Below are 11,988 nucleotides of genomic sequence, written 5' to 3'. Positions count from 1 at the left end.
TCGAGATTCTCCGGGTCGACAGACCGTGGCGCACCGTGCCACGCCGTTCACCCGAGGTGCCGGAGATCCTCGGGGGTGTCGATGTCGTACGGCTCCGCGACGTCACCGCACTCGACGAGCGTGATCGCGTCGGCGTGGGCGCGCAGATACGCCCGTGCCCCCTGATCGCCCTCGGCCCCCGCCGCGATCTCCTCCCAGCGGTCCGCGCCGAAGAGCACCGGATGCCCCCGCCGCCCCCCGTACGCCGCGGCCGCCAGCGACGAACGCGATCGGTAGGCAGCACGCACCCGGGCCACCGCATCCGCACCGATCCCCGGCTGGTCCACCAGCAGCACCAGCGCCGCGTCCGCCGCTCCCAGCGAGGCGAGCCCCAGCCGCAGCGACGAACCCATCCCCTCCTCCCACGCCGGGTTGTCCACCACCACGCAGCCGGTCAGGTCCGCTTCCACCCGTACGCGCTCCGCCGCCGCGCCCAGCACCACATGCACCGGACCGCAGCCGCCCTCACGCAGCGTCCGTACGGCGTGCTCGACGAGCCGCCCGCCGCGGTGTTCCAGCAGCGCCTTCGGTCTGCCGCCGAGCCGTCTGCCGCCACCGGCCGCGAGCAACAATCCGGCGACGACCGGCTCCTGAGGGCCCGTCGGAGTACGAGGAGATGACATGGGGACTCCTTATCCCAAAAGAGGGTGAAAACACGGACAGGCGCCCTGTGGGGCGCTGCTCCGAACGTGCGTTGCCCGCGCGTTCCCGCAACCGTCCGTGCGGCGTACGTCGTCCGACGTGGAGAGCGGGGTGCTACTTGGATAAGGTGCACCTTCCATACTGAGGTTCGCCATGGGGGATCAAGAGTCGATGAGTGGCCGCGCACACCAGGGAACGGTCTTCAAGCCGCTGGGTGAGGACGATCCGCAGCACGTCGCCGGATACAAGCTCGCCGCTCGCCTCGGCGCCGGCGGCATGGGCAAGGTCTACCTGTCCTACACGCCCGGGGGGCGCGCCGTCGCCATCAAGGTGATCCGGCCCGACTTCGGCCAGGACGCCGAGTTCCGGCGCCGGTTCGCGCAGGAGGTACAGGCCGCGCAGCGGGTGCAGGGCCTGTTCACCGCGCCCGTCATCGACGCCGACGCCGAGGCCGAGCAGCCCTGGCTCGCCACCGCGTACGTCCCCGGCCCGTCCCTCGCGGACGCCGTCGCCCAGCACGGCAAACTGCCCGTGCAGACGGTGCTGTTGCTGGTGGCCGGCATCGCGGAGGCGCTGCAGATCATCCACGGCGCCGGCATCGTCCACCGGGACCTCAAGCCCGCCAACGTCCTGCTCGCCGCCGACGGGCCGCGCGTCATCGACTTCGGCATCGCGCGCGCCGCCGACGCCACCTCGCTGACCAGCAGCGGCGTCACCATCGGCACGCCCTCGTTCATGGCGCCCGAGCAGGCCGCCGGCAGCCATGTCACGCCGGCCACCGACATCTTCGCCCTCGGCCAGCTCACGGCCTACGCGGCGACGGGCAAGGCGGCGTTCGGCGAAGGCACTTCGCACGGCGTGCTCTACCGGATCGTGCACGAGGAGCCGGACCTCACCGGGCTCCCCGACGAGCTGCGCGAGCTGGTCACCCGCTGCATGGTCAAGGAGCCGGAAAGCCGGCCCTCGGTCGCCGAGATCCTGAGCATCTGCCAGGCCGCCAACGCGGAAACGGTGCTGCGACGCCCCGAGGAGTGGCTGCCGAGCGCCGTGGCCGCCGAGATCACGACCCGCAAGGCGGCGCCCGCGCCGCCGGTCACCCCGGCGGCCGGCCAGCCGCCCGTGACCCCGCCGGCGCCCCAGGCCCCCGCCCCGGCCGCGCCCGCCCCGACCCACCAGCCGACCGCGCACGCCGCGCCGTCGACCCCGCCGCCCGGATTCGGCCCCGCCCCGCAGCCCCAGGCGCACCAGCAGCCGCCGGTCCAGCCGCAGCCGCACATGATGCAGCAGGCGCAGCAGGCGGCCCACCAGCAGCCCGGGACGCAGCCGCAGCAGCCCACGTACGGCTATCCGCAGGCGGGGCCGCAGACGCCCGGTTACGGCTACCCGCAGACGGCGCCGCACCACCAGCACACCGGTCCTCAGCCGTACGGCACGGTCGCGCAGCCCGGACCGGCCGCCGCGCAGAAGAAGAACAAGGGGCGCAATCTCGCCCTCGCCCTGGTGGCCACCCTGGTGCTGGGCGGCGCGGCGGGCGGCGGCGCGTATCTCGCGCTCTCGGACGACGACCAGGGCAAGAAGAACCAGAGCCAGGACAAGAGCGGCCCCGAATCGTCGAAGCCCGCCGGCACCACGCCCTCCGGCGGCGCCACGACGCCCGCCGCCGAGGGCGACGGAATCGACACCGCGCCCGGCGACGTGGTCCCGGACCCCGAGCCCAAGACGTACACGGGGCTCGACATCGTGAACAACTACCACATCTTCCTCGACCACGATCCGGTCAAGCCCGTCAACGACGACTCCAACGCGGACTTCGAGTACGAGGGCGACCTCAACCAGGTCGAGACGGAGACCGGCCGGATGATCCTGCTCCGCACCGGGCAGACCGGCGACCTGGACACCTGCCGGAGCGACACCCGCTACACGACCACCATCGAGACGGGACTGCTGTCCAAGGGCTCCCAGATCTGCGTCCTGACGGATTCGGGCCATGTCGGTCTGCTCACCTACCAGGGCAAGTCCCCGGAGAACGACCCCAGCAAGTTCATCTCCGTCGATGTGACCGTGTGGCGTAACGCGATGGACGTCGTCCCGACGTCCTGAATTGTGTCCGCACGGTGGCGCACCGTAGCCCTGATGGCGTTAACTGGCCCGCACCCCTCGGGCGTTGACCACGGCCCCCGGCGGGGCCGTGGAGTGCACAAGGACGTGCGAGGGGCTGGCTGTGTTGCGGAGCGTGGGGCAGACGCGGGTGACAGGCAGTGGCAGCGGCGAGGAGCCGAGAGCGGCGGAGCTGAGAGCTGCCGTCGCCCGGCTCCGGCGCGAACTGGCGGGCTATCCCGCCGAGTTCAGCGACCGAGGGATCGCGGAGGACGAACTGGCGGTGCTGGCGGCGATGGTGGCGGCGGGAGACCCCGAGATCCCACGGATGCGCCGCTCGCTGCTGCTGATCGCGGGCGCCGTCGGATCGGTGAGCGCGCTGTCGCCCGCGCTGATGCAGGTGCGGGCCGCCGTCGACCTCTTCGGCGAGGCACCGCCGCAGCGCCGCTGACCCGGCGGACGCGCGCTTTCGGCCGCCGCTGAGGGTGGCAGAAAGCGCGCGTCCGCCGGTCTGTGGGCACACGGTACGGGCGGCGCCGGGCCGGCGAACGGGGTGAACCGGGAACCCGGACCTACCCAGTTGTCATCCGGTGCTCCGGACCGCTCGCCGCCACGAACCACGTGAACACGCGCGTCTCTTCGTTCCTGGTGCTCCGCACGCGTCCGGTCCGCCGGGCGGCGGGAACGCTGTGGCGGGCGTGTCGGCGGACGCGGTGACGCGGTCAGCGCCGGAAGCCGTGCTTCGAGTTCTCCTTGGTCTCGCGGGCCCTGCCCCGTGTCTCCAGGGCGGCGCCCTTGGCCGCGGTGGTCTCCTTGCCCATCGCGTGGGCCGCCTTCCGCACGGCCCTGCCGACAACCTGCTCGGCCTTGGCCTTGGCCTTCTCTCCGGCACTCATGTCGGTCCTTTCGTAGCCTCCACCCCTGCGGCTGCCCGAGCCTCAAGGGGTGGAAACCGGTCGCTTCGCGTGCGTGGGGAACGCCGCGGGCCCCGGCAGCGTCGCGTTCGCGCCTCCGCTGCAGGGACGTGCGCGATCACCGCCGGATCAGCCTCCGCGCCGTCGCCGCCGCCACCGCGGACGTGCGGGAATCGACGCCCAGCTTGGCGTAGATGTGCACCAGGTGGGACTTCACCGTCGCCTGGCTCAGGAAGAGCCGCTTGCTGATCTGGAGGTTGGACAGGCCGTCGCCCACCAGCTGGAGCACCTCCAGCTCGCGCTTGGTCAGCGCCTCGGCCGGGGTGCGCATGCGGTCCATCAGGCGGTGCGCCACCGCCGGCGCCAGCGCCGACCGGCCGGCCGCCGCCGTGCGGACCGCGGCGGCCAGTTCCTCCGGTGGGGCGTCCTTCAGAAGGTAGCCCGCCGCACCGGCCTCCACGGCCGCGATGATGTCGGCGTCCGTGTCGTACGTGGTGAGGATCAGAACCCGCGGGCCGTCCGGGAGCGCGCTGATCGCCGCCGTCGCCTCGCAGCCGTGCATGCCGGTGCCGAACTGCAGGTCCATCAGCACGACGTCGACGCCGCCCATGGCCGCGCGCCGCACCGCCGCCTCCGCGGTGGCCGCCTCGCCGACGACCTCGAAGCCGGTCTCGGTGTCGAGGACCGCGCGCAGTCCCGCCCGTACGACGGGATGGTCGTCGGCGAGCAGCAGACGGACGGGGCCGACGGGGCCGCTCATGCCGCGCGCTCCGGGACCGACGCGGGCAGCGGCAGGGTCAGGGCGACCGCCGTGCCCTGGCCGGGCGCGGACTCGACGCTCAGCGTCCCGCCGAGCGAGCTCGCCCGTGAGCGCATCGCGCGCAGCCCGAAGCCGCCCTCCCGGCGTTCCCCGCGGGGCGCCGCGCCGGGGTCGAAGCCCCGGCCGTCGTCGACGACGTCCAGCGACACCGAGGTGTCCATGTAGCTGAGGGTGATCTCCGCCCGCGAGGCGGCAGCGTGGCGCTCGGTGTTGGCGAGCGCCGACTGCGCGGTCCGCAGCAGCGCCACCTCGTACGGCGTGGGCAGCTCCACGGGCGTGCCGCTGAGGCAGAACCGCACCACCGGGCCGTGGGCTCCGGCGCACAGCCGCTCCAGCGCCCCGGCCAGCGAGCCGCGTTCCAGGTCGGGAGGGGACAGGGCACGGACGAACCGGCGGGCCTCCGCCAGGTTGTCCTGCGCCGCCCGGCGCGCCTGCCGGACGTGCCGGGCGGCCGGGTCGTCCTCGTCCAGGACCCGTTCCGCGGCGCGCAGCAGCAGCTGGATGCTGGACAGGCCCTGCGCGAGCGTGTCGTGGATCTCACGGGCGAGCCGTTCCCGTTCGGCCAGCGTCCCCGCGGTGCGTTCGGCGGCGGCGAGTTCGGCGCGCGTGGAGACCAGCTCTTCGATCAGCCGGCGGCGGCTCTCGCTCTCCCGGTACAGAGCCTTGTAGCCGAGCACCGTCGCCACCGCGACGGCCGCGCCCAGCAACGGTCCGATGAACGTGCCCGGTGTGACCGTCTGCCCGTGCAGCAGGAAGCTCCCGATCGCGGCGGCGGCCGTCGCCGCCACCGCGGCCGGACCCCACCGGCCCGGCAGCAGATGCAGCTGGAGGAAGTACAGCGGGAACGCCACCCACAGCGCGTCCGGCGACAGGACCAGCAGCGCCAGCCACGCCGCCCCGAGTGCCGCGAGCCACAGGGCGGCGGCACGCCCGGAGCGGTGCACCGCGGGGGTGAGGACACCCGCCGCGTACACGGCCGCGACGAGCGCGGCCACGGTCACGACCGCGTACGCGTGCGGCTCGCCGCCGGTGACGGCCCGTACGGCGGTCAGCGCCAGCAGTCCGGCCAGCAGGGCGTGCAGGCACACGCGCAGTACGCGCACGACGGGGGTCAGGGTCCGGGAGTCCATGGTCACTCCAGCGTAAGCAAGGCGCCGGGCGACCGGCTCAATCAAAAGGTTGAGACGGATACGCACCGGAGTGCGATGCCCCGGCCCGTCGCGCCGACCAGGCTGGGAGCCATGTTCGTCGCATGGAGAGACCTTCGCTTCGCCAAGGGGCGGTTCGCGCTGATGGGCACGGTCGTCGTGCTGATCACCCTGCTGGTGGGACTGCTGTCCGGGCTCACCGCCGGCCTGGCCAGGGAGAACACCTCGGCCCTCACCGGCCTGCCCGCCGACCGGATCGCCTTCGCCGCGCCACCGGGCGGCGAGTCGGTGTCGTTCGCGAACTCGGCCGTCGCCGAGGACCAGTGGCGCGACTGGGCCGCCCTGCCCGGTGTCACCGCCGCCGCCCCGTTGGGCATCCGTACCCTCAACGCGACGGCGGGGGAGCGCACGGCCGCCGTCTCCGCCTTCGGCAGCGAGCCGTCGGCCGGGCTCGCGCCGCGCCCGGTGCGCTCCGGCGAGGTGGTGCTCTCCGAGCCGGCCGCGGACGAGCTCGGGCTGCGGGCCGGCGACCGCGTCCGGCTCGGCACGCTCGACGCCGCCGTCTCCGCCGTCGAGGGCGACGCCTCCTACTCCCACACCCCCGTGGTGTGGACGGCGCTCGACGACTGGCAGCGCCTCTCCCAGGGCCCGGCGGCGACCGTGATCGCGCTGACCACCACGGGCGGCGCCGACACCGCCGCCGCCGACGAGGCGATCGGCACGCAGACCCGCACCGTCGACGACGCCCTGAGCGCCATCGGCTCCTACCAGTCGGAGAACGGCTCGCTGCAGCTGATGCGCGGCTTCCTGTTCGCGATCTCGGCCCTCGTCATCGGCGCGTTCTTCACGGTGTGGACGATCCAGCGCAGTGGCGACGTGGCCGTGCTCAAGGCCCTCGGCGCCTCCACCCGGTACCTGCTGCGTGACGCCCTCGGCCAGGCCGTGGTGATGCTCGCGGCCGGAACTCTGCTCGGCACCGGGCTCGCGGCCGGTGCCGGGGCGCTGATCAGCGGCGGCGACGTGCCGTTCGTGCTCGACGCGCCGACCGTCCTCGTCCCGGCCGCCGTGATGATCGTCCTCGGCGCGGCCGGGGCCGCCCTGTCCATCCGGCGGATCACCGCCGTCGACCCCCTGACCGCACTCGGGAGCGCACGATGAGCCTGCTGCTCGACGACATCACCCTCACCTACCCCGACGGCAGGGGGCGGCTCACCGCACTCGACCGGGTCTCGCTCGATGTTCCGGCCGGGTCGCTGACCGCCGTCGTCGGACCGTCCGGTTCCGGCAAGTCCAGCCTGCTGGCCGTCGCGGCGACCCTGGTCACCCCCGACAGCGGCCGGGTCGTCGTGGACGGCGCCGACACGGCCGGGCTCAATCCGGCGGCGAAGGCAGCCCTGCGCCGCGAGCGCATCGGCATCGTCTTCCAGCAGCCGAACCTGCTGCCGTCGCTGACGGCGGCGGAGCAGTTGCAGGTGATGGCCCATGTCTCCGGCCGGGTCGCGCGCACCGCCCGCGGCAGGGCCCTCGAACTGCTCGACGCGGTCGGCCTCGCGGCGGAGGCCGGCCGCCGGCCGCCGGCCGCACCAGCTGTCGGGCGGCCAACGCCAGCGGGTGAACATCGCCCGCGCGCTGATGAACGACCCGGCCGTGCTCCTCGTCGACGAACCGACCAGCGCGCTCGACCACGAGCGGGGCGCGGCGGTCCTGGACCTGCTGGTGCGCCTGACCCGCGAACGGGCCACCGCGACGGTGCTGGTGACGCACGACCGGGCGCATCTGGAACGGATGGACCGCACGGTCACCATGACGGACGGCCGACTCGCGCCCACGCTCACCGCGTCGCTCTGAGCGCGACGCCACGGACCGGTTCCCCCGGGGAGGGGAAATCGGTCCAGGGCGTTGACAACGATGTCAGATGCATGGTCAAGTCTCCGCGCCGGTCCATGGATTCAGAGAGGGACGCTCATGACGCCCATGCATCAACTGCTGAGGAGAATACGGGCGCGCACGTCGCGGGCAGCCGTGGTCCCGCTCGCCGCCGCTCTCGCCTGGGGCGGCCTGCTCGCCCCGGCTCCCGCCGCCGAGGCCGCCGCGCCGGTGGCCGACGACCCCGCCGCACTCGTCAATCCCTTCGTCGGCACACAGAACTTCGGGAACACCTTCCCCGGTGCGAGCGCCCCGTTCGGGATGGTGCAGGTCAGCCCCGACACCGGCGGACAGGGCGGCTACGACTACCAGCAGGACAGGATCCACGGGTTCAGCCAGACCCACCTCTCCGGCGTCGGCTGCTCCGTCGCCGGTGAACTGCCCCTGATGCCCACCACCGGACCGGTCGACACCGTCGATCCGTCCCGCTACCGGTCCGCCTACTCCCACGACGACGAGAAGGCCGAGCCCGGCTACTACCGCGTCGGCCTGAAGACGTACGGCATCGACGCGGAGCTCACCGCCACGCCCCGCACCGGCTGGCAGCGCTACACCTTCCCCGCCACCGGTGAGGCCAACGTCCTGTTCAACACCGGCAAGGCCAACCAGCGGGTGTACGACTCCGAGGTGCACGTCGTCGGCGACCGCACCGTCGAAGGCCGCGTGGAGGCGGGGAACTTCTGTGCCGGCAAGGACCGCCACACGGTCCACTTCACCGCCACCTTCGACCGGCCCTTCGCCGCGCACGGCACCTGGCGCGGCGACACCCGCACCCCCGGAGGCCGTGACGCCAAGGGCGAGGGCGGCAACGGCGCCTGGGTGACGTTCGACGCGGCCGACGACCGCGACGTGGTCGTCAAGGTCGGCCTGTCGTACACGGGCATCGAGGGCGCCCGCAAGAACCTGGCGGCCGAGACCGGTGACTCGTACGACTTCGACGCCACCCGTGCCGGTCTGCGTGCCACCTGGCAGCGTCAGCTCCGCTCCGTCGAGGTCGGCGGCGGAACCGTGGAGCGGCAGCGGGCCTTCTACACGGCGCTCTACCACGCCCAGTTGCACCCGAACGTCGCCGGCGACGTGGACGGCCGGTACGCCGGCTTCGACGGCAAGGTGCACACCGCGGACGGGTTCACGCCCTACCAGAACCTCTCCCTGTGGGACACCTACCGGCCGCAGAACCAGCTGCTCGAGCTGCTCCAGCCGCAGGTGGCCCGCGATGTGGCCCTGTCGGTCGTCGCCGCCGGGCGGGACGGTGGCTGGCTGCCGCGCTGGGCGCTCGCCAACAGCGAGACCAACATCATGACCGGCGACCCGGTGACGCCGTTCCTCGTCGAGGCATGGTCCAAGGGGCTCCTCGCGGGCCACGAGGAGGAGGCGTACCGGCTGCTGCGCGAGAACGCGACCAGCACACCGCCGGCCGACTCGCCCTACAACGGCCGTTCCGGGGTGGAGCAGTACAAGGAGCGCGGCTACCTCCCCTCCGGCCTGGAGATCGGCAAGGACTGCGCGGACAAGGGCGGCGACAACGACTGCAAGCACCCGGCCTCCGCGACCCTCGAATACGCGGCGGCCGACGCCTCGCTGGCCCTGATGGCCCGCGAGCTCGGCCACGCGGCCGACGCCCGGACGTTCGCGGCGCGCGGCCAGTGGTACCGCAATCTGTGGGACTCGGGCATCGGGCAGTTCCGGCCGCGTACAGCAGAGGGGACGTGGCTGACGCCGTACGACCCCGTCGAGGCGGCCCACCAGTTCCACGAGGGCGGCGCCCACCAGTACCAGTGGCTGGTGCCGCAGGACCCGGCCGGGCTGGTGGCCCTGATGGGCGGCAGGTCCGCCACGGAGAAGCGGCTCGACTCCTTCTTCGCGTACGACAAGCTGCTCACCGACCCGGAGCGCACGGCCCGCGAGGACTGGATCTCCGCGCCGTACGACTACTACGGCAAGCCCACCTACAACCCGAACAACGAACCCGACCTGCACGCCCCGTACATGTACCTGTGGGCGGGAGCGCCGGCCAAGACGGCGACCGTCGTCCGCGCGGCGATGACCCTTTTCACCAACGGCCCCGACGGCATGACCGGCAACGACGACCTGGGCACCATGTCCGCCTGGTACGTCTTCTCCTCCCTCGGCCTCTATCCGACGATGAGCGGCGGCGACTTCCTCGCCGTCTCCAGCCCGCAGTTCTCCTCCGCCGTCGTCCGCATCGGGAAGTACGGCGAGGAGCAGGGCGGCACCCTGACGATCAAGGCGCCGGGAGCGAGCGACACCACCCGCTACATCCAGCGGTCCGCGTTCGACGGCCGTGACCTGCGCCGGACCTGGCTCGACTGGGACGCCGTCGCGCACGGCGGCACCCTCGCCCACGAGCTGGGCGAGGCGCCGTCCTCCTGGGGCACCGGCAGGAGTGCGGAGCCGCCGTCGGTGAACCGTGCGACCGCCGACTCCCGCAGCCGGCTGGACGCCTCTTTGCGGGCCGGCTCCGACGTCGTACCGCAGGGCGACACCCCGCAGACCGCTCACCTGACCCTCGACGTGATGGGGCAGGCTCCCGGCGCGCTGCGGGTCACCGTGCGGGCGCGGACCCCTGAGGGCTGGGGGGTGCGGATGCCGTCCTCGTTCACGCTCGACTCCCGCCGGCTGCCCGTGCAGCGCACGGTCGAGGCCGAGGTGAGCGTGCCGGCCGGGACGAAGGCCGGGTCCTACCCGGTGCGCGTCGAGGTGGCCGGCTCCGGCGTGGAGAGCCTGGTGCGGGAGGCCACCGTCGAGGTCCGCGAGCCGAACCGGTGCGCGACACCCGCCGACGGGCAGTGCGCGGTGGACCTCGCCCGGGAGGCGAACCACGACGGCACCGCGACCGTGGCCGCCTCCGGTGAGGGCGACTTCGACGGCGGCGGCTGGAGCTACGACGCCGCGCTGCTGCCGAAGACCGGCCCGGTGACCTGGGGCGGCGTCACCTACCAGGCGCCCGACGCGTCGGGTACGGCCGCCAACTTCACCGAGGCCCGCGGGCAGTCGATGCTCCTGCCTGCGGGGCGGCACAGCACGCTCCGGCTGGTGGCCGCGGCCCACAACGGCACGGTATCCACGACGCTCACCGTCCGCTACACCGACGGCACCAGCGCCGAGCTGCCCGTCACCGTGGGCGACTGGGCGGGCTCCGCTCCCGGTGGCAGCACCGTCGCGCTCGACATGGACCACCGGATCCGGCGGGGCCAGGGCGTCGACGGTCCTTCCGTACGGCTGTTCGCGACCTCCGCGCCGCTGGACGCGGCGAAGACGGTGCGTTCGCTGAGCCTGCCGGACGACCCGCGGGTGGAGGTGTACGCGCTCACGCTGGTCTGAGGCACGGCGAAGGGCCGGGACCGCGTTCGCGCGGTCCCGGCCCTTCGCCGTCGTCAGCTCTGCGCGTTGGTGTTGGCCAGCGCCGCGGACAGGTCGAGCGCGACCTCCTGGAGGATGGGCACGATCTTCTCCGTCGCCGCCTCCGTCACCCGGCCCGCCGGACCGGAGATCGAGACGGCCGCGGCGGTGGGGGAGTCGGGCACGGAGACCGCGAGGCAGCGGACCCCTATCTCCTGCTCGTTGTCGTCGACCGCGTAGCCGGCGCGGCGGACCTGTTCGAGCGCCTCGAGGAAGCCCTCCGGCGTGGTGATCGTCTTCTCGGTCGCGGCGGGCATGCCGGTCCTGGCCAGCAGCGCCCGCACCTCCTCCGCGGGGGTGTGCGCGAGCAGCGCCTTGCCGACACCGGTGGAGTGCGGCAGCACCCGGCGGCCCACCTCGGTGAACATGCGCATGGAGTGCTTCGAGGGCACCTGCGCCACGTAGACGATCTCGTCGCCGTCGAGCAGCGCCATGTTCGCCGTCTCGCCGGTCTCCTCGACGAGGCGGGCGAGGTAGGGGCGGGCCCAGGTGCCGAGGAGGCGGGAGGCGGACTCGCCGAGTCGGATCAGCCGGGGGCCGAGCGCGTAGCGGCGGTTGGGCTGCTGGCGTACGTAGCCGCAGGCGACCAGCGTGCGCATCAGACGGTGGATCGTGGGCAGCGGCAGACCGCTGCTCGCGGAGAGCTCGCTGAGGCCGACCTCGCCACCGGCGTCGGCCATTCGTTCGAGCAGGTCGAAGGCGCGCTCAAGGGACTGCACGCCGCCGCTGGCGGCGGGCTTGGCTGCGTCGGTGGCGCTGGCGCTGGACGTCGGCACGTCGGCGGTCCTTTCGGGCAGGCAGGGCAAGGCTGCAGCCTACCGGGCGCGGGTCCGGGGCACATCGCCCGCAGAGTCGCGTCGTGGCCGGTCAGGGCGTGTTTGTCCCTTGTCTGCGGTGATGCGTGGGCCGGACTCCTGGCTGAAGTGACCACGTCGCAATGGAATTGTACTTCCACTTTGTGGAAACGTACAAGCGTGAT

General features: G+C 73.2%; 9 protein-coding genes and 1 pseudogene. 5 read left to right on the top strand and 5 right to left on the bottom strand.

Features of this window, described 5'->3' with window-relative positions:
* Positions 1 to 47: 47 nt before the first annotated feature.
* Positions 48 to 662: a nucleotidyltransferase family protein gene (locus SPRI_RS07040; protein WP_005309799.1), complete on the bottom strand. Its 615-nt coding sequence runs from the start codon at positions 660 to 662 to the stop codon at positions 48 to 50.
* Positions 663 to 852: 190 nt separating this feature from the next.
* Here SPRI_RS07040 and SPRI_RS07035 point away from each other — a divergent pair, with 190 nt between their 5' ends.
* Together SPRI_RS07035 and SPRI_RS07030 are read left to right on the top strand one after the other, a co-directional pair.
* The gene (locus tag SPRI_RS07035) at positions 853 to 2,781 is read left to right on the top strand and encodes a serine/threonine-protein kinase (protein ID WP_107082422.1); all 1,929 of its coding nucleotides are present in this window, start codon (positions 853 to 855) and stop codon (positions 2,779 to 2,781) included.
* A gap of 121 nt (positions 2,782 to 2,902) precedes the next feature.
* Positions 2,903 to 3,229, top strand: coding sequence for a DUF5955 family protein (locus SPRI_RS07030; protein WP_182327861.1), 327 nt, complete (start codon positions 2,903 to 2,905; stop codon positions 3,227 to 3,229).
* Between the two features lie 271 nt (positions 3,230 to 3,500).
* Here SPRI_RS07030 and SPRI_RS38770 read toward each other — a convergent pair whose 3' ends face one another.
* From SPRI_RS38770 to SPRI_RS07020, 3 genes are all read right to left on the bottom strand, one after another.
* On the bottom strand, positions 3,501 to 3,674 hold the full coding sequence (locus SPRI_RS38770) for a hypothetical protein (RefSeq protein WP_005309793.1): 174 nt from the start codon (positions 3,672 to 3,674) through the stop codon (positions 3,501 to 3,503).
* 136 nt (positions 3,675 to 3,810) lie between these two features.
* A complete protein-coding gene (locus SPRI_RS07025; RefSeq protein WP_005309791.1) occupies positions 3,811 to 4,452 on the bottom strand; it encodes a response regulator in 642 nt (213 codons plus the stop codon).
* On the bottom strand, positions 4,449 to 5,642 hold the full coding sequence (locus SPRI_RS07020) for a sensor histidine kinase (RefSeq protein ID WP_053556769.1): 1,194 nt from the start codon (positions 5,640 to 5,642) through the stop codon (positions 4,449 to 4,451). The genes SPRI_RS07025 and SPRI_RS07020 overlap by 4 nt, the downstream gene beginning before the upstream one ends.
* A 111-nt stretch (positions 5,643 to 5,753) precedes the next feature.
* Between SPRI_RS07020 and SPRI_RS07015 the strand changes: the two genes are divergently transcribed.
* The 3 genes and pseudogenes from SPRI_RS07015 to SPRI_RS07005 all read left to right on the top strand — a co-directional run bounded on the left by SPRI_RS07015 (position 5,754) and on the right by SPRI_RS07005 (position 10,931).
* Positions 5,754 to 6,818 carry an ABC transporter permease gene (locus SPRI_RS07015; RefSeq protein ID WP_053557699.1) on the top strand — a complete coding sequence of 355 codons (1,065 nt, stop codon included), beginning with the start codon at positions 5,754 to 5,756 and terminating at the stop codon, positions 6,816 to 6,818.
* Positions 6,815 to 7,508 (top strand): annotated as a pseudogene (locus SPRI_RS07010) (ABC transporter ATP-binding protein). Before SPRI_RS07015 ends, SPRI_RS07010 begins: the two are co-directional and overlap by 4 nt.
* 117 nt (positions 7,509 to 7,625) lie before the next feature.
* Positions 7,626 to 10,931 (top strand): GH92 family glycosyl hydrolase, encoded by a 3,306-nt coding sequence (locus SPRI_RS07005; protein WP_078951219.1) that lies wholly within the window; start codon positions 7,626 to 7,628, stop codon positions 10,929 to 10,931.
* A gap of 53 nt (positions 10,932 to 10,984) precedes the next feature.
* Here the strand turns inward: SPRI_RS07005 and SPRI_RS07000 are convergent, their stop codons facing one another.
* Complete coding sequence (locus SPRI_RS07000) at positions 10,985 to 11,785, bottom strand: IclR family transcriptional regulator (protein WP_053556767.1); 801 nt, start codon at positions 11,783 to 11,785, stop codon at positions 10,985 to 10,987.
* Positions 11,786 to 11,988 lie beyond the last annotated feature (203 nt).

This window comes from Streptomyces pristinaespiralis, assembly GCF_001278075.1.
Classification (GTDB): Bacteria; Actinomycetota; Actinomycetes; order Streptomycetales; family Streptomycetaceae; genus Streptomyces; species Streptomyces pristinaespiralis.
The sequence above is the reverse complement of the archived record's forward strand: the minus strand, read 5'-3'. Positions and strand labels throughout refer to the sequence as shown.